This window comes from Micromonospora sp. WMMD737, assembly GCF_049179055.1.
GTDB classification, from domain to species: domain Bacteria; phylum Actinomycetota; class Actinomycetes; order Mycobacteriales; family Micromonosporaceae; genus Micromonospora; species Micromonospora reichwaldensis.
In genome coordinates, this window is the sequence record NZ_JBMHMH010000001.1 from 6,306,446 (window position 1) to 6,332,118 (window position 25,673).

At 71.0% G+C, this 25,673-nt stretch carries 21 protein-coding genes; 13 read left to right on the plus strand and 8 right to left on the minus strand.

The features are described 5' to 3' along the window. Positions 1–130 precede the first annotated feature (130 nt). Genes ACN27A_RS28105 through ACN27A_RS28115 form a run of 3 tightly spaced genes read right to left on the minus strand, consistent with a single transcriptional unit; the run spans position 131 to position 3,149 of the window. The gene (locus ACN27A_RS28105) at positions 131–658 is read right to left on the minus strand and encodes an aromatic-ring-hydroxylating dioxygenase subunit beta (protein WP_421457581.1); all 528 of its coding nucleotides are present in this window, start codon (positions 656–658) and stop codon (positions 131–133) included. After that, positions 655–1,986, minus strand: a complete 1,332-nt coding sequence (locus ACN27A_RS28110) for an aromatic ring-hydroxylating oxygenase subunit alpha (RefSeq protein WP_421457583.1) — start codon at positions 1,984–1,986, stop codon at positions 655–657. Before ACN27A_RS28110 ends, ACN27A_RS28105 begins: the two co-directional genes overlap by 4 nt. Further along, positions 1,983–3,149: a nucleotide disphospho-sugar-binding domain-containing protein gene (locus ACN27A_RS28115; RefSeq protein ID WP_421457585.1), complete on the minus strand. Its 1,167-nt coding sequence runs from the start codon at positions 3,147–3,149 to the stop codon at positions 1,983–1,985. Before ACN27A_RS28115 ends, ACN27A_RS28110 begins: the two co-directional genes overlap by 4 nt. Before the next feature lie 543 nt (positions 3,150–3,692). Here ACN27A_RS28115 and ACN27A_RS28120 point away from each other — a divergent pair. Both ACN27A_RS28120 and ACN27A_RS28125 read left to right on the plus strand, forming a co-directional pair. Next, positions 3,693–3,932, plus strand: coding sequence for a transposase (locus ACN27A_RS28120; protein ID WP_421457587.1), 240 nt, complete (start codon positions 3,693–3,695; stop codon positions 3,930–3,932). Beyond that, positions 3,919–4,491, plus strand: a complete 573-nt coding sequence (locus ACN27A_RS28125) for a restriction endonuclease (RefSeq protein WP_421457588.1) — start codon at positions 3,919–3,921, stop codon at positions 4,489–4,491. Before ACN27A_RS28120 ends, ACN27A_RS28125 begins: the two co-directional genes overlap by 14 nt. On the opposite strand, the gene ACN27A_RS28130 is transcribed toward ACN27A_RS28125, so the two are convergent. Next, positions 4,468–8,016 (minus strand): CHAT domain-containing protein, encoded by a 3,549-nt coding sequence (locus ACN27A_RS28130; RefSeq protein WP_421457590.1) that lies wholly within the window; start codon positions 8,014–8,016, stop codon positions 4,468–4,470. The genes ACN27A_RS28125 and ACN27A_RS28130 overlap by 24 nt on opposite strands. A 298-nt stretch (positions 8,017–8,314) precedes the next feature. Here ACN27A_RS28130 and ACN27A_RS28135 point away from each other — a divergent pair, with 298 nt between their 5' ends. Beyond that, a complete protein-coding gene (locus ACN27A_RS28135) occupies positions 8,315–9,055 on the plus strand; it encodes a class I SAM-dependent DNA methyltransferase (protein ID WP_421457591.1) in 741 nt (246 codons plus the stop codon). Between the two features lie 174 nt (positions 9,056–9,229). On the opposite strand, the gene ACN27A_RS28140 is transcribed toward ACN27A_RS28135, so the two are convergent. Next, on the minus strand, positions 9,230–9,799 hold the full coding sequence (locus ACN27A_RS28140; RefSeq protein ID WP_421457592.1) for a CGNR zinc finger domain-containing protein: 570 nt from the start codon (positions 9,797–9,799) through the stop codon (positions 9,230–9,232). Positions 9,800–10,071: 272 nt separating this feature from the next. On the opposite strand from ACN27A_RS28140, the gene ACN27A_RS28145 reads away from it, so the two are divergent. Both ACN27A_RS28145 and ACN27A_RS28150 read left to right on the plus strand, forming a co-directional pair. Beyond that, positions 10,072–11,121, plus strand: coding sequence for a LacI family DNA-binding transcriptional regulator (locus ACN27A_RS28145; protein WP_421457594.1), 1,050 nt, complete (start codon positions 10,072–10,074; stop codon positions 11,119–11,121). 501 nt (positions 11,122–11,622) lie between these two features. Further along, positions 11,623–11,931, plus strand: coding sequence for an NIPSNAP family protein (locus tag ACN27A_RS28150; RefSeq protein WP_421457596.1), 309 nt, complete (start codon positions 11,623–11,625; stop codon positions 11,929–11,931). A gap of 104 nt (positions 11,932–12,035) precedes the next feature. On the opposite strand, the gene ACN27A_RS28155 is transcribed toward ACN27A_RS28150, so the two are convergent. Further along, a complete protein-coding gene (locus ACN27A_RS28155; RefSeq protein WP_421457598.1) occupies positions 12,036–13,157 on the minus strand; it encodes a peptidoglycan DD-metalloendopeptidase family protein in 1,122 nt (373 codons plus the stop codon). A 211-nt stretch (positions 13,158–13,368) separates the two neighbouring features. Between ACN27A_RS28155 and ACN27A_RS28160 the strand changes: the two genes are divergently transcribed. After that, positions 13,369–14,028, plus strand: a complete 660-nt coding sequence (locus ACN27A_RS28160) for a kinase (protein WP_421457600.1) — start codon at positions 13,369–13,371, stop codon at positions 14,026–14,028. Between the two features lie 43 nt (positions 14,029–14,071). Here the strand turns inward: ACN27A_RS28160 and ACN27A_RS28165 are convergent, their stop codons facing one another. Next, on the minus strand, positions 14,072–15,094 hold the full coding sequence (locus tag ACN27A_RS28165; RefSeq protein WP_416612060.1) for an Lrp/AsnC family transcriptional regulator: 1,023 nt from the start codon (positions 15,092–15,094) through the stop codon (positions 14,072–14,074). A 132-nt stretch (positions 15,095–15,226) separates the two neighbouring features. Here ACN27A_RS28165 and ACN27A_RS28170 point away from each other — a divergent pair, with 132 nt between their 5' ends. The 7 genes from ACN27A_RS28170 to ACN27A_RS28200 all read left to right on the plus strand — a co-directional run bounded on the left by ACN27A_RS28170 (position 15,227) and on the right by ACN27A_RS28200 (position 24,050). After that, positions 15,227–16,558 carry an alkaline phosphatase family protein gene (locus ACN27A_RS28170; RefSeq protein WP_421457602.1) on the plus strand — a complete coding sequence of 444 codons (1,332 nt, stop codon included), beginning with the start codon at positions 15,227–15,229 and terminating at the stop codon, positions 16,556–16,558. 35 nt (positions 16,559–16,593) lie between these two features. Continuing rightward, positions 16,594–17,967, plus strand: coding sequence for an ABC transporter substrate-binding protein (locus ACN27A_RS28175; protein ID WP_421457604.1), 1,374 nt, complete (start codon positions 16,594–16,596; stop codon positions 17,965–17,967). Further along, a complete protein-coding gene (locus tag ACN27A_RS28180) occupies positions 17,964–18,920 on the plus strand; it encodes a carbohydrate ABC transporter permease (RefSeq protein WP_132240876.1) in 957 nt (318 codons plus the stop codon). Before ACN27A_RS28175 ends, ACN27A_RS28180 begins: the two co-directional genes overlap by 4 nt. Further along, positions 18,917–19,777, plus strand: coding sequence for a carbohydrate ABC transporter permease (locus tag ACN27A_RS28185; protein WP_421457606.1), 861 nt, complete (start codon positions 18,917–18,919; stop codon positions 19,775–19,777). The genes ACN27A_RS28180 and ACN27A_RS28185 overlap by 4 nt, the downstream gene beginning before the upstream one ends. 20 nt (positions 19,778–19,797) lie before the next feature. After that, a complete protein-coding gene (locus ACN27A_RS28190; RefSeq protein ID WP_421457608.1) occupies positions 19,798–21,132 on the plus strand; it encodes a Gfo/Idh/MocA family protein in 1,335 nt (444 codons plus the stop codon). A gap of 2 nt (positions 21,133–21,134) precedes the next feature. Then, positions 21,135–23,282, plus strand: a complete 2,148-nt coding sequence (locus ACN27A_RS28195; protein ID WP_421457610.1) for an alpha-N-acetylglucosaminidase TIM-barrel domain-containing protein — start codon at positions 21,135–21,137, stop codon at positions 23,280–23,282. A 108-nt stretch (positions 23,283–23,390) separates the two neighbouring features. After that, positions 23,391–24,050, plus strand: a complete 660-nt coding sequence (locus ACN27A_RS28200; protein ID WP_421457612.1) for an NPCBM/NEW2 domain-containing protein — start codon at positions 23,391–23,393, stop codon at positions 24,048–24,050. 182 nt (positions 24,051–24,232) lie between these two features. On the opposite strand, the gene ACN27A_RS28205 is transcribed toward ACN27A_RS28200, so the two are convergent. After that, a complete protein-coding gene (locus ACN27A_RS28205; RefSeq protein WP_421457613.1) occupies positions 24,233–25,624 on the minus strand; it encodes an MFS transporter in 1,392 nt (463 codons plus the stop codon). Positions 25,625–25,673: the final 49 nt, after the last annotated feature.

Sequence of the window (25,673 nt, forward strand, 5' to 3'; positions counted from 1 at the left end):
GTGTTGCCAGGTGGCCTGTCGGACAGCGGTGAATTTCTACGACGCCACGAAGGCGACGAGCAGCGGTACGGCGCAGCCAGAACCAGACCCACCCCTGCGCCAAGGCTGGAGGGCCGTGTCCTGTCAGGTCTCAGAGGATGACGCTGAGCTTTCCGTGTTCGTAAAGACTCTCGTGGTCGAGCACCACGAGACGTCTCCGGACCCGGAACGACTCGCCCTCGACGGCGAGTTCGAGCCGACATTTTCCGACGTAGGAGTCAGAGCGCCCGTGCCCGAACCGGTACACGACGACATTCGCCGCCACATCGAGGTGCTTGCCCCGATCGGCCAGGATCTCCACGTTGCTGATCATCCGATTCGTCCGCGACCGGGGATTCTCGCACCACACCTCGCCGTTGAGGAGTTGCTCGATCCGCTGGCGCAGCCGGGCGGCGTTGTCGTCGATGAGCCCGAGCGCATCGGTCGACTCGCCCCGGACGTCGGTAGCCGGCACCAGGTAGCGGATGTCGTCGGTCAGCATCTCGTCGTACCACTCGCGCAGGCGCCACTCGTCGAGCAGCCGCGCCTCACGGAAGAGGAACTGGCTCACCCGGTGCCACAGCCGCATCTGGGCCGACTCGTCTACCGCCGGCTCGGTGTTGATCGTGTCGGTGGTCATCGCCGTTGCGCCCCTTGCCTCTCGGCCCGCTGAGTGACGTGGTGAGCTTCCTCGTGGTCGTCGTCGCCGTCGTGCATCAGCCGGTCCCACTGCCGCCAGAACTCGCGGGCCGGGAGTTCGTCGGTGGTCTCGGGGACATCCTTGGCCATTCCGCGTGACAGGTCGGAGTAGCGGAGCGTGCGATTGAGGTAGCCCCGTTGACAGGACTCGATGATCTCGATGTCGTCGGGGGTGGCGAAGCCGGCGGGACCGAGGAAGGTCAGGTAGTGACTCTTACGCAGTTCCCGGATGTCCGGATCCTCGTCCCTGGGGGCCAGCGCGACTGAGGTTATGGACATCTGGCCGGCGCTGACCGGGTCGATCTTGCGGATGGTGATCCCGATCGCGTCGATGATCATCAGATTCGGGAAGATCATCAACGCCCGGTTGGCGCCGGTGATCCGTTGAGCGCGTTCGGCGCCGAACCGTTCGACGAACCGTGCGGCCGTCGCCTCCATCCGTGACCTGACCTCGGGGGGGAACATCGGCGTCCAGTAGGCGAGCGGTCGGGCTGCCGCCGGTACCAACTCGTTGGCGCCATGCCCCCGTCCGAGCGCGCGGGCGAAGCCGCCTCGTCGTCGCGGTGCCGTCGTCCCAAGTGACTCGATGTAGCTCACGTAACGCTTGTGCAGGGCGCGGAAGTGGTAGATGTCGACGCTGTTCTCCATCATGAGCTTCCAGTTGGCCCGAGCCCCGTGCAATTGCGCACCTTGGATCACCTCCATTCCCACTTCGGACTGGTCGGCGATCAGATCGAGGTACTCCGTCGCGCCCGCCAGATGCTCGGTCAGGGTGCGCGGCTGCTCAGGATCGAAGGTCGCGAACACGAAACCCCGGTAACTGTCGCTGCGGTGCCGCGACAGGCCGAAGTCGGACTTGCGGAAGCCGGGGCCGTACCCGTCCGGGAGCGGAACTCCGACCAGGTCACCCCGGTTGGAGAACGTCCAGTCGTGGTACGGGCACCGGAACGATCTGGCCTGCCCGGCTGACTGCGAGCAGATCAGAGCCCCGCGGTGCGGGCAGCTGTTGGCAAACACCCGAATCACCCCGTCGGAGCCGCGCGCCATGACCACCGGGCGCCCTCCCACGTCACGTGACACGTAGGAGCCCGGCGCGGGCACCTCCGATTCGTGCCCGACGTACAACCAGCAACGATCGAAGATCTTGGTCATCTCCTGTGCGGCCACGTCGTCGTCTGTATAGGCCCGGCGGTCCACCCGGAATGAGAAACTGTCAAGATCGTCGAAGACGATCCGCTCGCCCACCGGCCGCTGCAGTTCTATCGTCACTGCTCCCCCTTTCGCGGTAGCTTCTCGCCCATGCTGATGACCAGTTCTGCCGTGCGCGCGGCGGAATCGCCGCACTCGGGCTGCGCCGCGCGCAGCCGCGCCCGGTAGTCCCGGCCGGGATCAAGCAGATTGGTGACAGCGTCGGCGACCGCCTGTTCTGTGACGTCGGCCGGCTCCAATGCCGTCCCGAAGCCTGCGGTTTTTACGAAGTGCGCCTGAATGGGCTGGTCCACAGCCAGCGGGATCACCAGCATTGGTGTCGCCGCCCGGATCGACTCCGCCACCGAGTTGTAGCCGCCGTGGGTGATGAACGCATCGGCGCGCTCGAGCACCTCACGTTGTGGCACGTACGGGGCGGTAAGCACGTCAGCGGGCAGCGCGAGTTCCTCAGCGAGATCTCCCACTGAGGCGATCACCTGCGCACCGGTCTTCACCGCCCCCATGATCACCGTGCGGAGGAGGTCGGGCCGCCTGAAGAAGATCGTGCCGAAGGAGACGAACACCAGCGGCCGGCCGGGGTCGATCTCCTCCAGGCCGGGAAAGGCGACCTCGTCGCCGCGTCTTCCTGCCGCACCCGGCAACCCGACCAGCTGCACACCGTCGTCGGTGACCGCTTCATCTCCGACGAGCGAGGGAATCGTCGGCATGAGATTGAGAATCGGCGAACGCGCCGAATGAGTCCGGGTCGACCACAACACTCCGCGCCTGGTCAGGTAGTCGCCAACCTGTTCGTCGTACAGCCAGCGACCTTGCCGGCGCTCCCTTGGACATACTCCGCCCAGGTTTGCCCATATCATCCCGTACGGCACACCGGACGCCTGCGCCCCGGCCATCGCTGCCGCCAGTACCGGCAGCGAATCGAGTAGCGTGAAGTCCGGCGCCGCCGCCCGCAGCGCATCAGCCACCTGGTCCGCCACCGGTGACGACTCGAGCATCGGACCGATCTTTGCCGGATCGTCGCTCCACGGCGCCATCTGGACCTCTCCGACCATGTGGACCACCGCCGCGCCCAGAGCCTGGCGACGCTGCTCGCCGAGCGCGCCACCGTCCGCAGACAGCAGCAGCAGCACAACCTCATTGCCGGCGGCTTGGAGCGCACTGACCACCGGAATGTACGGGTTGAGGTGACCATGCTGAGTCGTGGTGAGAAAGGCGATGCGCACTAGATCTCCGATTCATGGAAAACGAACAGGCGAACTCACGATCTGGGCCTGGATCAACCGCCTCGGCCACGAATACGACACCCGGCCTTCAGGCGCTAATCGAGACCACTACGCACGACTGGCAGAACTCCGCCACGCAGTCACGCAGGCGCGCGAAAGCGCCCGGCAGGCGAAGACCCACCGACGACCAGATGCTCTTGCAAGGTTTTACGCATCCCTCACGACCATTGTGAGGACGCGGCCCGATCTATGTGCCCTGCTCGAAAAACACGCTTGCTACAAGGGGCTCACCGTCTGCGCTGAGGCGACTGCGGAAAGTGTGCCCGAAAGCTTGATCAGTGTCAATGCTCTTAAGTTGTCGGTACGCCCGCGAGCCGCTGACTGCGACCGGACTCCGCCTCGACCTGGGGCGCGCGGGTCCGGTTCCTCCGCAACGAAGGCGTGGAGGTCGTGGGCTTACAGGCCTTCCGGCCGAGTCGCCGGATTTCATGCAATTCTCTTCCCCTCGTAACGTGGAGGCCGGAACTTGAGGGATAGGGGTTCATGGCTGGGACGAGACGCCGGTTTGATCCGGAGGTCCGCGCGGGTGCGGTCGAAATCGTGCGTGAGACCGGGAAGTCGATCGCGCAGGTAGCGCGCGATCTGGGGATCAACAGCACCCTGACCGACTGGGTGCAGCCCGATCGGCCGGTCAGGCTGACTGGGCGGTCGCACCGGTGGGAATCGCCCTGTGCTGACTGCGGTACGGCGCAACGGGTAGCGTTCGCGTGTGATCGAGGATGACCACGCCGTGGTGAGATTTCCGCCGGCCGAGATCACCCCGGCGCGGTTCGAGGCTTTCGTCGCCGACGAGCTGCTGCGATCCGCCGGGCCGGAGGTGGACGACCTCGTGGTCACGCTGCACGACAAGCTCACCGGTCTGGATGGCGGCTACGATCTGGATGCGACCGTCCGGTACCGGTTCGCGGGCCTGGCGTTCCTGGTGATCGTCGAGGCGAAGCTGCACCGCAATCCGATCAAGCGCGAGCTCGTCCAGGTGCTCTACCAGAAGGTGCAGAGCGTCGGCGCGCACAAGGGCGTCATGGTGGCCACCGCGCCGTACCAGTCCGGGGCGGTCGCGTTCGCGCGGGCCCATGGGATCGCCCTGGTGACGGTCGTGGAGGGCCGGTTCGTGTTCGTGCACCGCACGCCGGAGACTGGTGCGCACCCGGCTCTCGTGGCCTATGTCGAGTGCGGCACCGGTACCGGCGGGATGGTGCTGTCGGCAGCGGACGAGGACCATGCGGAGTGCGTTGCGACGCTGGTGCTGGGCCGTCCGTCAGGGGCCGATGTGGATGTGTGACGCCCAGACCGATGGGTTGTCGGGCCAGCGGTCGCGCATACGCCGGGCGGCGTCGTGCACGGCTGTGGCGATGTCTGCGCCGTCGGCGAGTGCCGCGTAGACGAGTTCGGCGACGTCCACGGCGTGCCGGTCGCCGACCGGCCAGAGCGTGCCGACGACGTGCCGGAAGCCGGCCAGCTGGAACGCTGACGCCAGGTGGATCACCTCGTCGTTCAGTCGGGCGCCGGGCTGTGCGGTGGAGCACGCGGACAGGTATGCCAGTTCGCCGCCGTCGAGCCGTAGCCCGGCCACGTCCACCACGGTGAGCGGCCGGTCGTGGTGGTCGGCGAGGAGGAGCCGGCTGCTCGACGGGTCGTGCAGGTCGGTGTAGCCGTGGCAGGCGAAGTGCGCCCACCGCGCCTCGGCCAGGGCGGCGAGCACGACGTCGCGCGTCGCGGCCGTACCGCTGAGGACATCGACGCTGCCGGGGCAGTACTCTTCGACGATTTCCGCCTCCGTCTCCGCGCCGAACAGGTCGGCGGTGCCGCCGGGGGTGTATGGCATCGCCACCACGAGTCCCTGGAGATCCCGGGGCTGTTCCGTGCCGGTGCGGCGGGCGTGAGCGAGGGCTCGCAGCGTCGGCGTGGTGGACGCGATCACCCGGTCATGCACCGCCCGCGGCACCGCGTCCGAGGCCGTGCCGTGGTGGCCCGCGGCGTGCAGGGGCAGCAGCGTCAGCGGGCCCGCCGGACACCACCACAGCCGCGGCGGGCGCTGCCCGGCGACCGGCGCCCCGGTGATGCCCAGGTGGTCGAGTACGGGGCCGGCGATGGTGTCCCACAGCCAGCCCAGCGTCCGGGCCAGCTGGTCCTGGCTGCGCGCCCGTCGCCGCGCCGCGTTCGCGTTGATGTCGTCGAGCGCGTGCAGGTACGCGAGGACCTCCGTCAGCAGGCCGTCCGGCGTGAGCTCGGGCAGCGCGACGGCGGTGAGGTCGCCGGCGGCCGGCAGGACGACCGCGTAGGAACCGAACGCCGACACGGTCACGATCACCGCGTGGCCCTCGTCCGGCCGGAGCTGCTCGATCGTTGGCGGACGCAGGAAGGCGCCGAACTCCGGCAGGTCTCGAATGTCCGCGACGAGCCGGTCGTATGCTGCGGCCGCCCTGCGCAGCGCCACGGCGTCGCCCGCCGGGTCGGGCGAGTCGAGCTCCTGACGCAGCGCCGTGAACCGCTCGGCCATCTCGGGGTGGCGTTCGGCGAGCGCGGTGAGGTCGGTGCGGCTGTCGAGCGCCTCACTCAGCAGTATGCCGCGTCCCTGCTCGAACAGTTCGACGCCGCGGCCGATCGCACCGGCCCGCACACACGACGCGACGGCGTCGGCCACCGTGCCGCCCATGCCGTCGAGCAGGTGTTCGCGGTCGCTGCGGGTGATGTGCCGGGCAACGGTCCGAGCCGTGAGGTCGGCGGCGGCCGCGTACCCCGTCATCGCGTCGGTCCAGCGGCCCTCGGCAGCGGCGAGGCTCGCCTGGAAGGCCGCTGCCGCCGCCCGGAACCGGGTCGGTCCCACCTCCGCGGACGCCGCTTCCCGGGACACGGCGACGGCTTCGTCGAGATCGGCGGGATCTCCGGTCCGGGTCCAGCGCTGGCGCAGCGCCTGGCCCAGGTTCAGCAGGTACGCGGTGTGGTACGGGTGATCGGCCGGCGTCTCGCCGATCGCGGCCCGTACCGCCCGCACTGCCTCGTCGAGGTCGTCCGGCCGGTGGAGGTGCTCGTATCGGCTATGCAGGGCGAGTGACTCGTTCGACAGTGCGGCGGGCCGGCCCGGATGGCCCGGCGGCAGCGCCTGCACCGCCGACCGGCTCGCGTCGATCGCCTCGTCCAGGTCGGCGACGTCCGCGCCCACCGTGAACCGGGTCCGCAACGCGCCGGCGAGATTCGACAGCCGCGTCCCGAGGGCCGTGTGACCGGCCGGCGTCAGCTGGACGGCCGAGCGGCCAGCGTCGATCGCCTCGTCGAGATCCTCGCGTCGGCGCAGCGAGTCGTAGCTGGTCAGCAGGGCGCCGCAGAGGTTGGCCAGCACGGTCGCCCGCTCGGGACTGGCCGCAGGCGCGGCGAGCGCGGCATGGCGTAGCGCGTCCAGGGATGCGGCCAGGTCGGCCTGACCGCCCGTATGCCGGAACCGGGCCAGCAGAGCGGCACCGAGATTGCCCAGGAAAGCCGACCGGTACGGGGTGTGCGGCGGCGCGGTGTCGACGGCAGTCCGCCCCGCCTCGATCGCCTCGTCGAGGTCGGCGATTCGGCCGGTGCGCTCAGCCAGCGAGCACAGAGTCACGCAGAGCGACGAGAGGTGCGCGGCGCGGTTGGGGTCGGCGGCGGGCGTGCCGTCCACGGCCCTGCGGCCGAGTGCGGCGGCCTCCTCGATGTCATCCAGACCACCGGTCACCCGATACCGGCGATTGAGTGCGTTGGCGAGATGCAGCTGGCGCCCGGCAAGCTCCGGATCCCCGGCCGGGGTCGCCGCCACCGCCGCGCGGCCGTAGGCAACGGCGTCCCCGATGTCCTCGCTGCGTCCGAGGTGAACGAACCTGCTCAGGAGGAGATCGGCGAGCCGGGCCCGGTGATCGGCCCGCTCGGCGTCGTCGACCGCTGCGGCGAGGGCGGCCCGACGCACCTGGATCGCCTCCTCCAGATCCGCTCGATCGCCGGCGTGGTCGAACCGGATCTGCAGCAGATCGCTCAGCTGCTCCGCTGACCCGGACCGCGCCACCTCGATCATCCGGTCGAGCTCGCTGATCTGGTCGCGGAACCTGGCCCGGGCCCGCAGAGCGAGGTCGAGGTTGGCACGCATTGCGGCGTGCTCCGGATCGTCGGGCCAGCCGGTCACCGCCGCCTGATGCGCCTCGATCGCGGCGTCCAGGTCGGCCTCGCTCGCCAGCTGTTCGAACCGGGTCAGCAGGGCGTTGCCCAGGTTGCTCAGATAGGTACCGCGCTCGGCGTCGCCGGGTGCGGTGGCGTCGACGGCCGTCTCGGTGAGGTTGATCGCGATTTCCAGGTCGTCCAGGTCGCCTGCGCGTTCGAATCGGGTCAGCAGCATGCTGCCCAGGTTGGTCAGGCTGCGCGCATACTCGGCGTGGTCGGGCTCGGCCAGCGCGACGGCGCGGGTCAGCAGGGCGACGGCCTGGTCCAGGGTGTTCTCGTCAGGACTGGACAGCGCCCGCCCGTACAGGAGTCGGCCGAGCGACGCCAGCGTCGAGGCCGTGTCCGGCTCGGCCGGCGGATGGCGCTCGAACTGCTCGCGGACCACGTCCGGCACCTCATACCCGCACAGGTACACAGGGGCGAGCAGCTCCAGCGCCACCATCGCCTTCGGCACCGCATCGGGGTTGGCAGCGGCGGAGACCTGGGCCATCAGCAACAGCCCTGCGGCCTGGGTGACCGGGAGGTCGTCGAGAGGGTCCGGCACCGAGCAGAGTAGGTCGACCAGCTCGCCGATCGCCTCCGGCGCGAGTACCGGCTCCGGGGCACGGGTGGTGAGGTGCCGCTGCACGCGGTCTCGCAGCTGGGCAAGCCGTTGTTCTCTCAAGCTCGAAACCCCGTCCCCAGTGCCAAGTCCACATTGATCGCGGTACCTTACCGTTGCCCTGGTGTCCACGCAGAGTGCCCTGCGTAGGGCGCGACGGTCTTCGAATGGGATCAAGGTTCCGGGCGATCAGACCTCAGCGTCGGTACTCCGTCCGAGGGCGTGACGCTGCCCTTTCGTAGACGAACGACTCGATCAACACCAATCTCTTGATCCGCGGGTTCGGCCGGTTGTGGGTCGCGAGGCGCGCGGGTAGACAGATGGGGTGGTCGATCACCAGTACGCCGATCCCGATCTCGCCGAGCTGTACGACGTGTTCTGCTCCTGGGACCAGCGCGACGACCTGGCCTTCTACCTGCCGTGGGTGATGTCGGCGCGTGCCGTGCTCGACGTGGGGTGCGGGACGGGCCTGTTGCTGCACCGGGCGCGTGCGGCCGGGCACCAGGGGCGTCTGTGCGGGCTGGACCCTGGGGCCGGCATGCTGGCGCGGGCCCGTAGCCGTTCCGACGTCGAGTGGGTGCTGGGTGACCTGGGCTCGGTGCGCTGGGAGGGGGAGTTCGACCTCGTCGTGATGACCGGCCACGCGTTTCAGGTCTTCGTCACCGACGATGAGCTGCGATCCGCGTTGGCGGCGGTCCGGTCGGCACTGACCGACGACGGCCGGTTCCTGTTCGAGACCCGTAACCCGGCGGCGCGGGCCTGGGAACGGTGGACGCCGGAGCACGCGGTGGAGGGCGTCGACGCCCGTGGTGGCACCGTCCGGATGGAGTACGACGCCGAGCCGCCGGCCGAGCCCGGCATCGTGCGGTTCACCACGACGTTCTCCAGCCCGCGTGGGCCGGGACCGCGTACCAGCCACAGCGCGCTGAGGTTCCTGGACGTGGCGACGCTGTCGTCGTTTCTGACCGGCGCCGGTCTGGTGGTCGAGGAGCGGTTCGGCGACTGGCAGGGCGGCGCGTTCACCGAGACGAGCCCGGAGATCATCACGGTCGCCCGGCGGGGGTGAACCGGCGCGGGTGGCCGCACGGCGGGCCGTCCGCGCACCCCGGTGACAGCCCAACCATCCTGCGCCAGCCGCGTCGCCAGGTGGGCGCCGAGCCCCTGGCTCGCGCCGATGACGACCGCATTTCTCATCGCGTACCCCTGCTCGTCATCCGCGCCGGGTAGCTCCGGCCGATGGTCACGGGGCCGCCGCCCGGCTCTTCCGGACGGCGTGGGCGCGCCGCATCTTGACGTAGTTGCCGCAACCGGCCATCGAGCACCATCGGCGGGTCTGGTTGCGGGACGCGTCGTAGAAGGCCCACCGGCAGGTGTCCCGGTCACACACCTTGAGCCGGCCCCAGGAGTGCTCCTCCGCGCAGCGGCGGAGCGCGTCCATCAGCCCACCCAGGGCACGGTGCAGCGGCTCGTCTTCGACGGAGACCAGTCGGAAGGACCCGCCGGCGAAGACCAGCCGCACGGGGAACCCGGCCAGCGCCTGGTTGAGCCGCTGGTGCGCGACCGGCACGACGTCGACGGGCGGCCCTGCGTGCGCCCGGAGCACCGTGCGCAGGTGCTCGCGGATCGTGGTGATCGTGGCGACGTCGGACGGTGCCAGCCGCGTACCGGCTTCGACGAGATCCCGTTCGACCAACCAGTCGCGGAGCCGGTCGGGTGACGTCAGGGTCTCCTCGCCCACCTGGGGTTCGAAGGTGTTGACGAGATCCAGCACCAGCCGGGCGGCGGCGGGCACCCCTGCCTGGTCGCTCACGGCCAACCTCCTGCGATGAAACGGTTGGTGGCCGGTCGTCGCCGGAGTCGGCGCCACCACCTGCTCCACCCCTACCGGCCTGCGGACATTGTCGACCAGGCGCGCACCGGGCACCAGTCGCGTCCCTTGACAGGGTTGGTGGTCCTTGCGAACATCCCAGTTACACCGGCAAAACGGCTTTGGCAGTGTCAGCGGCGCCTGGCCGGACGCCTGTGGCTGATCCTTTGCCGATCACGGGGTGTCGGCTCCGAGCAGGCGACAGCGGAGGAGGCATGGTGGCCGCCACTCTCAAGGACGTGGCACGGCTCGCCAGGGTGTCCGTGAAGTCCGTCTCCAACGTCGTCAACGGCTACCCGTACATCAGCGACGACCTGCGGCAGCGCGTGCAGGACGCCATCGAGCAGCTCAACTACCGTCCCAACCTGTTCGCGCGCAACCTCCGTACCGGCTACACCCACCTGCTCGCGCTGGTGGTGCCCGGCGGCGAGGCCCCCCGGTTCGACAGCCTCGCCCGCGAGATCGTCAGCAGCGCCTGCCGCCTGGGATACCGCGTGGTCATCGACCACGCCGGCGCCGACCACTGCGGCCACCCCCCGCCCGGAGGCACCCACCACGCGCTGGTCGACGGCATCATCCTGGTGGCCGACGACGCCCCGCCGGAACTGGTCAGGGAACAGGCCGGCGCCGGCGCGCCACTCGTGCTGCTCGGCGAGAGCAGCGACCACCGGTGGGACAACATCACCGTCGACCACGCCGGGGCGACCCAGGACGCCACCGAGCACCTCCTGCGCGCGGGCTGTCGACAGATCGCCGCGATCGGCGTCGGTCCGGACGAGTCCTCCACCCGGGCGCGATGTCGGACGGTCGGCTACCGACGGGCCCTGCAGCGGGCCGGCCTCGCCGAGTCGCCGGGACACCTCCAACCCGCGCTGCTGCACCGCCGTGACCACGGCTACCGTGCCGCCCGGACGCTGCTGGCGCAGGACCAGCGTCCGGACGGGCTGCTGTGCTTTTCGGACCTGCTGGCGATCGGTGCGATGCGGGCCGTCTTCGACGCGGGCCTGCGCGTCCCGGAAGACGTCGCCGTGGTCGGCATCGGCAACAGCGAGGAGGCGCGGTACGCGCGGCCCGCCCTGAGCACCGTCAGCGTCGACACCGCCTTCATCGCCCGCGAGGCCGTCGCCCGGGTCACGAGCCGGATCGCCCTGCCCGACGTGGCCCCGACCCGGATCATCGCGCCGCACACGGTGCTGGTCCGGGAGAGCAGCGCGGTGGTGGGTGGGCCGTCCCGGGCGGCACCCGACCGTCCTGCAACGGGGTGAGCAGGCGGCGCAGCGACAGCCCCACGGCCGAGGCCAGCAGGCAACCACCGACGACCATGACCACCCAGGCCGTGGCGTTGCCGGTGCCGATCAGCGGGCCGGCGGTGACCGGGCCGATCACCCCGCTGATGCCGGTGGTCATCGAGTTCATCGCGTTGTAGCGGCCGCGCAACTCGTCGCGAGGCGAGAATGTTCGTCAGCATCGGAAGCACCGGGGCGAGCATCGTCTCGCCCAACGCGAAGATCGCCGCGTAGGCCACCACACAGCAGGCCGCGAGGAGGGCGTTGTCCCGGCCCGCCAGGCCACCGATGCCGAGCACCAGCCAGGAGATGGCGAACACGAGGCCGACGGCGGCGAGGGCCCACGAGCGGCTGCGCCCGTTGAGACGGCCGATCACCAGCAGTTGCAGTACGACGATGACCACCGCGTCCCGGTCGGCGTTGATTGGGCGGCACCGGCCGATATCTGCCTGACGCTTCCGCGCGGCCTATGGTGGCCTGATGATCACTTGCGTGGTGCACTACACCATCGATCCGACCAAGCTGGAGGCGTTCGAGCGCTTCGCCCGCGAGTGGATGCGACTGGTGGCACGGCACGGCGGTGTCCATCACGGCTACTTCCTGCCGGCCGAGGGTGCCAGCGACCGGGCGGAGGCCCTGTTCAGTTTCGACAGCCTGGCCGCCTACGAGCGCTACCGCTCGCGGTTCGGTGAGGATCCGGAGTTCGTCGACGCGGACCGGATCCGCGACGAGTCAGGATGCGTCCTGCGCTACGAGAGGACGTTCATGCGTCCGCTCCTGCCGGACTGAACGCGCCGCGCCTCGCCCGTTCCCGGCGCGGCGCTCCGGCCGGCGGGTCGGCCGGGGCACCCGGTCTGGTGCCTGAACCGACCCGCCCTGGTGGATCGTCACCGTCACATGACGTGTACGAAGGTGGCCCAGCCGTTCCCGATCTTGACGGGGTTGCCGAGGCTGGCTCCGTTGTGGGGGTAGTACCAGAGGTTTCCGTTGGCGTCGACTCCCAGGACGTCGGCGGCGCCGTCGCCGCTCCAGTCGGCGGCCATGACGTGTCTGAAGGTGGCCCAGCCGTTCCCGATTTTGACGGGGTCGCCGAGGCTGGCTCCGTTGTGGGGGTAGTACCAGAGGTTTCCGTTGGCGTCGACTCCCAGGACGTCGGCGGCGCCGTCGCCGCTCCAGTCCGCGGCCATCACGTGCTTGAAGCCCGCCCAGCCATTCCCGATCTGCGTGTAGCCAGACAGTTTGTAGCTGTTGTTCGGGTAGTACAGCAGCCTTCCTGAGGAATCGACCCCCAGGACGTCGGCGGCGCCGTCGCCGCTCCAGTCCGCGGCCATCACGTGCCTGAAGGCTGCCCAACCGACCCCGATCTTCACCGGGGTGCTGAGACCGGAGAGGTTGTGCGGGTAGTACCAGAAGTCGCCGTTGGCGGCGACCCCCAGGACGTCGGCGGCACCGTCACCGCTGAAGTCGGACACCCGTTCGCCGTCAGCTCCCGGCAGGCTGGTGGAAAGGCGGTTCTGGCTCACCGGTGCGGTGCCGGTGGGATAGCTGGTGCCGTTCTCCACCGTATTGGGGATCTCGCGACTGAGCTGAGAGTCGCAGTAGACGACGTTCCAGTGCAGATGTGGACCGGTCACATTTCCGGTGGCGCCGGACGCGCCGATGTGCTGCCCCTGCGCCACCCATTGCCCTCTGTCGACGATGGTGGTGCTGAGGTGGGCGTACTGGGAGCATCGATTGTTGCCGTGGTCGATCAGGGCGATTATGCCTCCGCCGCTGCTCCATCCCTCGAAGCGGACGGTGCCGGCGGCCGAGGCGACGATCGGGGTGCCCTGCGGCATCGCGAAGTCGACGGCATGCCGGTTGTAGCCGTCGTTGTGGGAGTAGCCGCTCCCGGGGGTCTGGGTGATGGTGTACGCGTGTCCAGCCCGGTAGGGCAGCTTGAACGGTGCGCCACTGGCGGCGAGCGCGGAGCCCTGAGGAACCAGGATCCCGAGCGCGGCGACAAGCGCTGCCATGCTGACTGCGATATTCCGACGCAAGTGAGCCTCCATGTACCTATGTGGAATATCGACCGTGCAGCTGCACGCCCGTGAGCCATGGACCTTCGGGCGCGATCTGGCCCAGAGGGTGTCCCAACGAGGCCGAGACTGTCAAGATCGCCAATGGCTCCATGCGTCGTCGCCCTGGGCCTGACCGTACGCAACGACCAGACCGCGAGGGGGCACCATGGATGCCGACGCCGACGCCGACGCCGACGCCGACGCCGACGCCGACGCCGACGCCGACGCCGACGCCGACGCCGACGCCGACGCCGACGCCGACGCCGACGCCGTCCCGACCGGCAGCGCGGACACGATCCTCGTCTGCATCCGGGGCAACTCCGGCTCGGGCAAGAGCAGCATCGCCCGGGAGCTGCGGCGTCGGCACGGCCGGGGCTGTGCGCTTGTCGAACAGGACTACCTGCGCCGCGTCGTGTTGCGCGAGCGCGACAAGCCCGGCGGCGCGGCGCCGGCGTTGATCGAACAGACCGTACGGTTCGCGCTCGACCACGGTTACCACGTCGTGCTGGAGGGTATCCTGCACACCGTCCGCCACCGGGCCGTCCTGACGGCGCTCCGGGACGGCCATCGAGGGCGGTCGCTCTTCGTCTACCTCGACGTGTCCCTGCCCGAGACCCTGCGCCGGCACCTGACGCGCCCGCAGGCCGGTGAGTTCACCGCCGCGCAGATGAGTGGCTGGTACGCCGCCCACGACGTCCTCGGCTGGCCCGACGAACTCGTCCTCCCGGAGTCCACCACGCTGGAGGACGCCGTCCAGGTCGTCGCCGCAGCCGCCGGGCTGCCCCAGACCGGGGGCGACGCCGACGTGCTCCCGATCGTTTCGTAGCCCACGCGAGGCGTTCCCGCTGCCCCGCGGTCGAGCAGGTCGGTCATCTGGGTGGGGCGGCCACACTGCGACGGTTGGTCTCGCCTGCGGGCGGCGCGGGCGGCAGGATCATGCCCGCCCGCTTGACGGAACGCAGGGCGACGGCCACGTCCGCGTGCTGGAGGCCGGGGAGTTGGCCGATGGTGCCGGACAGGAACTCGTAGAGGGCGGCGTCGCTCTCCAGCGCGATCTCGCCGCACAGGTTCCGGTCCCCGGTCGTCGCGGAGATCATGAGTACGGCGGGGTGCGCGGCGAGCAGTTCGCCGGCCTGTCCGAGCTGTGTGGGGTTGACGCTGAGGGTGACGAAGGCGTTCACGGCGAGCCCGACGAGGCTGGGCTCGACGACGGTCCGCATGCGCAGGAATCCCGCCGCCATCATCGCCTCGGCCCGCCGCCGTACGGTGGCGGGGCTCGCGCCGCACCGCTCGGCGAGCTGCTGCCAGCCCTGGCGACCGTCCGTGGCGAGACTGGCGATGATCAGCTCGTCGAGTCGGCTGAGCCGGGACGGCGTCTCGACGGGTGTCTGTTCGTTCCAGTGGTCCGTCCGCTGCGCCCGTAGCTCGTCGACGACCTCGGCCGGCAGCAGGCTCGGGCTCCAGTTGTGTGGTGTGCAGAACCTCCGGATGACCTGGTTGCTCCATATCGCCAGGACACCGTCCAGGCCGGGCAGTTGCTCGAACATGAGCTGGAGCAGGTGCTCGTTGGAGGTGTAGGAGACCTCGGCCACGCAGTCGACGCTGCCCGTGAGCAGCTTGACGGAGCCGCACTCCTGCCACCGGGCCAGGTGTTCGGCGGAGCGGCCGGCGGCGTCCGGGCGGCAGCGCAGCCGTACGAACAGCGATCGCGCCCGGCGGGTCGCCTCGCCGTCCATGACCCCGATGATCCGCACCGCACCGCTGCGCAGGAGTCGCGGGACCCGGCGGGAGACGGTGGCCTCCGAGGTGAAAACCGCCTCGCCGATCTGCGCGTGGGTGGCCCGCGGGTGGGCGAGCAGGGCGCCGACGATCTGGCGGTCGAGTTCGTCCAAGGATCGACCATTCCCGTCAGCCGAGAGGTTTTGCATGCGCGTATCTTGCATCTCACACTGGCATCTTGACAATCTCCCTCGTGTCTCCGGCAGACTCTCGCCCACGGGTCCGACGGTTCGAGGAGGCAGAGGGTGGCGCATCCGATCAGGCGTTCCAGCGCGGTCAGGGCCGGCGCGGCCGGCGCGGTCGTGCTGCTCGCGGCGGCCGTACTGCCGGCGACCCCGGCGGTGTCGGCACCGGCGGCGGGCGGTGCGCGGCCCGCCCAGCACGTGATCATGTTCGACTTCGACGGGTTCGACCCGCGCTTCCTCACGGGGCGCTACGCCGGACTGGCCGAGCTGCCGAACCTCCGGGCGCTCATCGGGGAGGGCACCTTCGGCGTGGCCGACGGTTCGTACTCGTCGTACTCCAACTCGTCGCGGACGACCACCGCGACGGGCGCGTACCCGGCCGTGCACCGCAACACCGGCTACTACTACAACCAGGAGGCCGACCGCGGCGTCTCCCAGGAGCGCTACATCGAGCCCGGCGTGGAGACGATCGCCCACTCGCTGAAGCGGCAGGACCGCACGGCCGCCTACCTCCAGTGGTACGCGGTGCAGAACTACGGCGCGACGTACGGCGACCCCGCCGCGCTGTACACCCAGCCGGGCGGCAACTGCGAGACCCGCGCCGACCAGGCGATCGCGCTGCTGCGCGGCGAACCGGTCAACTCCGGCGGCACCATGGTCGACCCCGCCGCGATCCCGGACCTGATCACCGTCTACTGCGACGACGTCGACGGCGTACTGCACGACGGCGGGTTCTCCGACCCCGACCTGCCCGCCGCCCTGGCCCGCGTGGACGCCCAGATCGGGCGGGTCCGCGAGGCCGCCCGCGAGGCCGGCGTCCTGGACCGGACGGCGTTCGTCGTCACGGCCGACCACGGCGCCCGGGAGTGGACCGTCCCGCTGCTGCCCGAGGTGCTCGACCGGCTCTCCGCGACCGGCCTCAAGGTCCAGGTCGTCGCCAGCTCGGGCGGCGTACCGGATCCGGCCAGCGAGATCGTCGTCGTGCCCGCCCCGCGTACCGCCGACATCACCCTGCGGGGCCGGGCGGACACCCCGGAGAACGCCCGCCGCATCGCCGGGATCATCCGGGGCATCCCGGGCATCGCGGCCGTCCGCGACCAGCAGAACCTGCGCCGGTTGAAGGCCAGCGACAAGCTCGGCGACCTCGTGGTGGAGCCGGTCGAGCCGTACCACCTCTCCACGCTCGCCGACGGCGCCCCCCGCGCCTCGCACGGCGCCCTGCCGGAGGCGCAGGTCCCGATGGTGCTCTCCGGCGCCGGGATCCGCCGCGGCGTCCCGCTGCGCAACGTCGGCCTGGTCGACGTGGCCGCCACCATCAGCGCCCTGCTCGGCGTGCGCCCGCCGGCGAACTCCCAGGGGCACGTCATGCGCGGGGCCGTCGAGCGGTCCTGACCGTCGTCACCAAGCAGATCGAGGAGAGACAGCACATGGTCCACCTGACGAAGCGCCGGTGGGCGGCGGCTCTCGCCGCCGCGACCGCGCTCACCATGCTCGCCGCCTGCGGCGGGTCCGAGTCGGAGGCGGAGAAGGCCAAGGAGATCACCTTCTGGACGCCGCAGACGACCCCGCAGCGGGTCGCGGCGCAGGAGAAGGTCGCGGCCCGGTTCACCGAGAAGACCGGCATCGCCGTGAAGGTCGTGCCGCTCAGCGAGGCCGACCAGAAGCAGGCCCTGGCGACGGGCGCCGCCTCCGGGGACGTGCCCGACGTGATGCTGCACAGCTCCACGACCACGGCCGCCTGGCGTTCCCAGGGGCTGCTGAACACCGGCGCCGCCGAGGAGGTCGTCAAGGACCTCGGGGCCGAGACGTTCAACGCCAACGCCCTGAAGGCGTTCAGCCTGGACGACAAGGTCGGCGCCGTGCCGAGCGACGGCTGGGTGCACCTGCTGGTGTACCGCAAGGACCTCCTCCAGGCGGCGAACGTCGCGGTGCCGACCAACCTCGAGGAGGTGGCGAAGGCCGCCACCACGATGAAGGCGACCGGGGTGTCCGGCATCGCCCTGGGCACCCAGTCCGGCACCGCCTCGGGGACCGAGGCCATCTACTCGATGTTCCAGAGCGCGGGCTGCCAGCTCGTGCAGGACGGCAAGGTCACCATCGACTCGCCGGAGTGCACCCGGGCGGCCGAGCAGTTCAAGGTCCTGCGTGACTCCAGCGCGCAGGGCGACTTCGACGTGACCAGCGCGCGGGCGGCCTACCTCGCCGGCAAGTCCTCGATGCTGCTCTTCTCGACCCACATCCTCGACGAGCTGGCCGGCCTCGACTCGGCGAACCCGCCGACCTGCGCGCAGTGCAAGGCCGACCCGGCGTTCCTGTCGAAGAACTCCGGATTCATCACCGTGCTCGACCGCAACCACCCGGCGCAGTACGGCGCGACCCTCGGCTACGGCATCCCCGAGGGCGCCAACACCGCCGGGGCGAAGGAGTTCATCAAGTTCATGCTGGAGGACGGCTACTCGGACACGCTCGCCTCGGCGACCGAGGGCCGGATCCCGCTGCGCAACGGCACCAAGGCCGAGCCGAACGCGTACCTCGACGCGTGGGGCAAGCTGGGCATCGGCCCGGAGGCCAAGAGCTCCGTCGCCGAGCTGTACGGCCCGGAGATGGTGACCCAGATCCGCGAGGGCGTCAACGCCGTGAGCCTGTGGGGCATGGGCACGAAGGACTCGCCGCTGGCCGGCGCGGTCACCGCCGAGAACGTGCTCGCGCAGTTCCTCGAGCGGCTCTACGGCGGGCAGTCGCCGGGCGACATCACGAAGGCGATGGCCGAAGAGGTCAAGAAGGTCCAGGCCGAACTGTGAGCACGCCGACAGTGCGGTCCTCCCGCTGGGAGCGGCTCAGCCGCTCCCAGCGGGAGAACCTCAACGGCCAGCTCCTCACCGGTCCGACCCTGCTGCTGCTCGCGCTGGTCGTCCTGCTCCCGTTCGTCCTGGTCGTCATCTTCGGGTTCTCCGACACGCGGCTGATCGACATCCCCCGGCTGTCGCCGTCCACCATCGAATGGACCTTCGAGAACATCGCCGACGCCTGGCGGTCGGACGCGTTCTGGGGTGCGCTCTGGACCACCGTCGCCTACGCGACCCTGACCACGCTCGGGTCTATCGGCGTCGGAACGGCCCTCGCCCTCGCCCTGCGCCGCCCCTTCCGGGGGCGCGGGCTCGTCCGCGCGCTGCTGCTGATCCCGTACGTGCTGCCGGTCATCGCGGCGGCGATGATCTGGCGCACGATGCTCAACCCGCAGTACGGCATCGTCAACGCGATCGGCATGGAGTACCTCGGCTGGCAGAGCCCGATCGGCTTCCTCAGCACCACCTCGACCGACGTGGCGGGTCTGCCCGTACCGGTGTCGCTGCTCGTCGTCGTCGCCTTCGAGATCTGGAAGTCGTTCCCGCTGGCCTTCCTGTTCGTCATGGCGCGCTTGCAGAACGTGCCCGGCGGGATCGAGGAGGCCGCGGCCCTGGACGGGGCGTCCCGGTGGCAGAACCTGCGCCACATCATCCTTCCCCAGCTGCGGGGGGTGCTCCTGCTGTTGCTGCTGATGCGGTTCATCTGGTCGTTCCAGAACTTCAACGACGTCTACCTGCTGACCGAGGGCGCCGGCGGCACCCAGGTCATGGCGATCAAGGTCTACACCGAGCTGGTCACCCGGTCCGACATCGGCAGCGCGGCGGCGTACGGACTGCTGATGTCGCTGATCCTCTGCGTGCTGCTGGCCGGCTACGTCCTGCTCTCCCGGCGGAAGGAGGCGTTGTGAGTTCGGCGATGCGGCCCTCGCGCCCGGTCAACGTCCTGCGGTGGACGCTCATCACCGTCGCGCTCGTCTGCGCCGTGGGACCCGTGCTCTACGGGGTGCTGCTCTCGCTGCGCCCGTTCTCGGCGGTGCTGCTGGAACCCCTCGACGTCGTCCCCGGCCTCGGCGAGATCGACCTGTCCAGCTACGTGACGGCGATGAAGGACGAGTCGGCGGGCGGCTTCGGGCTCGGCCGGTTCGTGGTCAACTCCCTGCTGGTCGCCCTGGCCACCGTCGCGGTGTCGATCGTCGCGTGCATCTTCGGCGCGTACGCCGTGGCCCGCCTGCGCTACCGGGGCCGGCGCTTCACGAGCGGGATCATCCTCGCCGTCTACCTCTTCCCGGGCATCGTGCTCGCGGTGCCGAAGTTCGTCATCCTGAGCCGGCTGGGGCTGACCAGGTCGCTCGTGGGGCTGCTCGTCATCTACGTCGCCGCCACCGTCCCGGTCGCGCTCTACATGATGCGCAACTACTTCCTCGCCCTGCCGGAGAGCGTCGAGGAGGCGGCGCTGCTCGACGGCTGCTCGCTGCCGACGATGCTGCGCAAGGTCGTGCTGCCGATCGCGCTGCCCGGCGTCGTGGCGACCGCCATCTACGTCTTCATGATCGCCTGGAACGAGTACTTCTACGCGCTGCTCTTCCTCGTGCAGGACCGGTCCCGGTGGACGGCTCCGCTCGGCCTCGCCCAGCTCACCGACTTCCAGGTGCCCGTGACCGTGCTCCTGGCCGGCTCCATCGCGGTGACCGTACCGGTCATCGTCATCTTCTTCCTCGCCCAGCGCTACATCGTCACCGGACTGACCTCCGGGGCGGACAAGTGAACACCGAAAGGATGATCGACGTGGCAGGCCCTGTGTCCCCGGGATCGGGACCGGTACGACTGCTCGTGCTCGGCGCGGGAGGGCGCGGCGCGCACGCGTACGCCCAGTGGTGCCTGGAGCACCCCGACGCGGCGCGGGTCGTCGCGGTCGCCGAGCCCGACGCGGAGCGCCGCGACGGACTGGGCGACGCCCACGCCGTCCCGGCGGACCGACGCTTCACCGGCTGGCAGCAGGCGCTCTCGACGCGCGGACCGTGGGACGCGGTCATCGTCGCCACCCCGGACCGGGACCACGTCGACCCCACCCTCCGGGCCCTCGAACTGGGACACCACGTCCTGCTCGAGAAGCCCATCGCGCCGACCGCCGAGGACCTGCACCGGCTGACCGTCGCGGCCCGCGGCAGCGCCGGTACGGTCACCGTCGCCCACGTGCTGCGCTACACCCCGTTCTTCCAGACCCTGCGCCGCCTGCTCGACGAGGGCCGGATCGGCGAGTTGCAGGGCATCTCGCACATCGAGAACGTGGCGTACTGGCACTTCGCGCACAGCTACGTGCGCGGCAACTGGCACCGGACCGACCAGTCGAGCCCGATGCTGCTGGCGAAGGCGTGCCACGACATCGACATCCTCCGGTGGCTGGTCGGGTCGCCCTGCACGACTGTCGCCTCGTTCGGCGAGCGCCGCCACTTCCGGGTCGAGCACGCGCCGAAGGGCTCGACCGAGCGCTGCGTCGACGGGTGCGCCGTCGCCGACACCTGCCCGTACAACGCCGAGCGCCTCTACGTCGACCAGCTCGCCGACGTCGACGGGCCACCCGTCACGGTCGTCACGAACGACACGAGCGTGGCCGGCCGGCGGCGGGCCCTGCGGCTGACCGACTACGGCCGGTGCGTCTACCGGATGGACAACGACGTCGTCGACCACCAGACGGCGGCGCTGCGCTTCGGCAACGGCGTCACGGCGTCGCTCGTGGTCTCGGCGTTCACCGCGTGGAACACCCGCACGCTCACGTTGATGGGCAGCCACGGGCAGATCACCGCGGACATGCGTTCGGGCCGGATCAGCCTGGCGACCTTCACCGACACGCCGCCCACGGTGGAGGGGCGGCGGACCGACGAGACGTTCCAGGTCGGCAGCGGCAGTCAGGGGGTCGTCGACGAGGTCATCGAGGCGTTCTCCGGACACGGCGGCGGCGACGCCGGGCTGATGCTCGACTTCACCGGGCGGGTTCGGAGCCGGCTGTCCGGCGAGGACGTCGAGGCGGCCCCCAGCTCCCTGGAGGAGAGCGTGGAGAGCCACCTCGTCGCGTTCGCCGCCGAGCGGTCGCGGCTGAACCGCACCGTCGAGGAGCTGTGACGGTGGACGAGGTGCGTGCCCTCGTGGCCCGCGTCGCCGGCACGGCCGACGACGTGCGGGTGGAGCGGATCCCCGCCGGTGACGACGCGGCCGTCGCCGGCTACGAGTGCCGCGACGGCGTCCTGACGCTGCGCGGGTCGGATCCGGTGGCCGCTGCCGCCGCGTTCGGGCAGTACCTGAAGGCGTACGCCGGCCGTCAGGTGACCTGGGAACAGCCCCGGCTCGCGCCCCGGCCGATGCCCTGGCCGGACGCGCCCCCGACGCGGCTGAACAGCCCGTTCGCGGTCCGCTACCACCTCAACACCGTGACCTACGGCTACTCGGCGGCGTTCTGGGACTGGGACCGCTGGGAGCGGGAGATCGACTGGATGGCGCTGCACGGCGTCACCCATCCGCTCATGCAGGTCGGCCACGAGGCGGTGCTGGCGGAGACGTTCCGGCGGGCCGGGCTCGACGCGGCCCGGGTCGACGAGTGGATCGGCAGCGCGGCGCACTTCCCGTGGACGTTCATGGGCAACACGAACTCGTTCGGCGGGCCGCTGCCGTCGCGCTGGATCAGCCGCCACGTCGAGCTGGGGCAGCGGATCCTCGACCGGCAGCGCGCGCTGGGCATGACGCCCGTCCTGCCCGTGTTCGGCGGGCACGTCCCCCCGGAGCTGGCCGACCCGTCGGCCGGCGAGATCGAGTGGCAGGGCTGGCGTACCCCGATCCTCGGCCCCGACAGCGAGCGGTTCGCGTCGCTGACGGCGGAGTTCCTGGGCATCCAGCGGGAGCTGTTCGGCACCGACCACCACTACGCCGTCGACCCGTTCATCGAGTCGGTGCCGCCGTCCGGGGAACCCGACTACCTGGCGTCGGTCGGCCGGGCCGTCTACCGGGCGATGGCGGACGGCGACCCGGAGGCGACCTGGGTGCTCCAGGGCTGGCCGTTCCACTACCAGCGCGACTTCTGGCGGCCCGACCGCGTACGCGCGTTCCTGGCCGACGTGCCCGACGAGCGGCTGCTCCTGCTGGACCTGTGGGGCGAGCACGCCCCCATGTGGCGCCGCGACGGCATGTTCGGGCGGCGCTGGGTGTGGTGCGCCATCCACAACTTCGGGGGCCGCTTCGCGCTCTTCGGCGACCTGGACGGGCTGCGTCGCGACGTCGACGAGCTGCGGCGTACGCGGCCGGCCCGGCTGGCGGGCGTCGGGCTGGCACCGGAGGCGGTCGAGAACAACAGCGTCTTCTACGAGTTGGCCACCGACCTGACCTGGGGCGTGCCCCGACTGGACGACTGGCTGCGGTCGTTCGCACGGCAGCGCTACGCGTCCGGGCACGAGGACTTCGCCCTGGCCTGGCGGCTCCTGGCCGACACGCTCTACGCGCCGGGGCGCACCCGGTCCATCCCGTCCCCTGTCATCGCCCGGCCGTGGTCGGCCGACGCGCCGTTCGCCGCCCAGCGGCTGGCCGGCGAGTTCGTCCCGCAGGACGCGGAGCCGCAGCGGCAGTCGGCCAACATCGACGCCGAGAACGACCCCATGGTCCTCGGCGCCCTGCCGCGGATCGCCTCGGCCGCCCGGCTGCTGCTCGGGCGGGCGCCGGAGGCCGGGGTCCGGGAGCAGGTCGAGCGGGACCTGGTCGAGCTGGTCGGTCACGTCCTGGCGCAGGGATCCCGGATCCACATCCGTGGGATGCTGGCGGCCTTCGCCGAGCGGGACGGGGACGGGGTCCTGGACCACTTCGCCCGGTTCCGGGCGGATCTGCTCGACCTCGACGAGCTCGCCGGCACGCGCGCCGAATCGCGCGTCGGCCGGTGGATCGACGACGCCCGCGCGTGGGGCGACTCGCCCGCCGAGGCCGACGTCATGGAGCGCGACGCCCGCAGTCTGGTCTCCGTGTGGGGCCACCAGACCAGCGGGCTGCACGACTACTCCGGGCGGCACTGGGCCGGGCTCGTCCGGGACTACTACCTGCCCCGGTGGGAGCTGTGGGCGACCTGGCTGGCCCGGGCGGCGACGACGGGGCAGGCGCCGGACGTCGACGTCCTGCGTGCCCGCGTCGTCGCGCACGAGGAGCGCTGGCGGGGGACGATCGGCGGCTGTCCCGCCGCGCCCGAGGGGAACACCCTCGACGTGGCGGCCAGGATCCTCGACCGGCTCGGGCACTGACCGGCGGCGGCCCGGCGCGTCCGCCCGTCGGACCCGGCGCGCGGATCGCCGCCGGACCCGGCCCGCCGGTCGTCCGGCGCGCGTGCGCGACGTTGCCATAATCGAACGGTGTCTGTCCCGAGGCGCCTCCGCTCGTCCAATCCCGCGATCGTCGGGGCGGTCATCGCCGCCGTGGCCACGGTCGTCGCGGCGGCCATTCCCGTCGCGCTGGAGCTGACCCGCGACAGCGGCGGCGGCGGTGCCGCGCCGCCGGTCGAGGGTGCCCCGTCCAGCGGGCAGCCCTCGCCGACCCCGCCGGCGGCGTCCACCGACCCCACCCCTGCACCCGATTCGTCCCCGGTCACCGCGTCGTCGCCCCCGGCCGGCGTGGTTCCGCTGACGGAGATGCGCGAGGTGGACGACTTCGAGGGCTGGGAGCAGGAGCCGCTGATGGTCGCCGGGAAGCGGCACGAGGCGGTGCTGACCGCGTCCCCGTGCTGGTTGAACGACAACTACACGGTCACGTTCGTGGTGAGCCGGCAGTTCAGGGTCTTCGAGGCGGCCGTGGGCATCGCCGACGAGTCCCCGAAGGGCATGCCGCTGCGGTTCACCGTGCTCTCCGACCGCAAGGAGGTCTTCACCACCACGGTCGGCCTCGGACGGACCCGCCCGGTCAAGGTGGACATCAGCGACTCGACTCAGGTGTCGCTGCGGGTCAGCACCACAAGCGTCGAGCAGTGCCACGGCGACAGCCTCGGCGCCTGGATCGCGCCGCGGGTCCGCCGGTGAGTGCCGGCCCGTCGATGTGACGGTGGCCGGCGCCCGCGCGTCCCCGGGGCGTGCCGGGCTCCGACCCGGCGGCCGGTGGGCGGGCCCACCGGTCGTTCCCGCGCCCGCCTGTCGGGGGCGTGGTGGAGGATGTCCGACCCGGTGGTCGGTGGGCGGGCCCCCACCGGCCACCGGGTCGGGGCTCAGTGGGCCGGCCGGGGGGTGATGACGAAGGCCAGGACGGCGGCGGCGACGGCGATGACGGCGCCGGTGGTGAAGCCTCGGGAGAAGCCGGCGGTGCTGGTGCCCGCGATGCTCGCCGCGGCCATGCTCGACACGACGGCGGCACCGAGCGAGGCGCCGAACTCGTGGAAGGTGCTGACGATGCCGGACGCCAGGCCGGCCTCGTGCGGCGCGACCTGGCCGAGCGCGACGGCGGACGCCACGACGAAGAGGACGCCCGTGCCGGAGGCGGCGACGGCCACCCCGATGACGAGGGCCAGGGTCCCGTCGACGAAGGCGGGGACCGCCATGCCGGCCGCCGCGACGAGCAGGCCGAGGACGCCGAGGGTGCGCGCCCCGATCCGGCCGATGACGCGGCCGGCGGCGTTCGCGCCGAGCATGGTCGTGATCGCCACGGGCAGGAAGAGCAGCCCGGTGCGCAGCGCGCCGTAGCCCTGGTGGTTCTGGAGGTAGAACGTGCCCAGGAAGAAGACGGTGATCATCAGCGCGGTCGCGACGAGGATCAGCAGCGCCCCGGTCGCCACCGGCCGGCGGAACAGCAGCCGTACGTCCATCAGCGGGCTCGCGGCGCGGCGCTGCCAGACGACGAACGCGGCGTAGAGGAGCACGGCGGCCACCAGCAGCGCCAGGATCGTCGGGTCGGCCCAGCCGACGTCGCCGGCGCGGATCAGCGCGTAGATCAGCGATCCGGTGGCGGCCGTCACCAGCACCGCGCCGGGCACGTCGAGCCGGCCCGGCGCGCCGGTGGGCGCCTGGGGCGGAAGCTGCATCCGGAGGGCCAGCAGCAGGATGATCCCGACCGGCACGTTGACGAAGAACACCCAGGGCCAGCCCGGCCCGGCGGTGAGCAGGCCGCCGAGGAGGACGCCCAGGGCGGCACCGCCGCCGCCGAGCGCCGACCAGATGCCGAGCGCCTTGTTGCGCTCGTCGCCGTCGAAGATCGTGACGACCAGGGACAGGGCGGCGGGGGAGAGGAGCGCCGCCGCGAGGCCCTGCCCGACGCGACCGCCCAGCAGCATGGGGCCGCTGGTCGCCAGCCCTGCCGTCAGGGACGCGGCGCTGAACAGCAGGAGCGCGGCGAGGACGAGGCGCCGGGCGCCGAACAGGTCCGCGGCGCGCCCGCCGAGCAGCAGCAGGCCGCCGAAGGTGAGGGTGTATCCACTCACCACCCACGTGAGGGCTTCCCGGTCCATCCCCAGGTCCGACCCCATGTGCGGCAGGGCGATCGCGACGACGGTGACGTCCAGGATCAGCATCAGTTGGGCGATGCCGACGAGGCCCAGGATCCGCCAGCGCTGCGGATGCGGACTCGCGGGTGTGTGAGTTTCGGTTGCGGTCACAGGTTCCGCCATGGCTGCCAGGCTCCTCCGCCAAGTTGAACGGTAGTGTTCAAGTTACGGA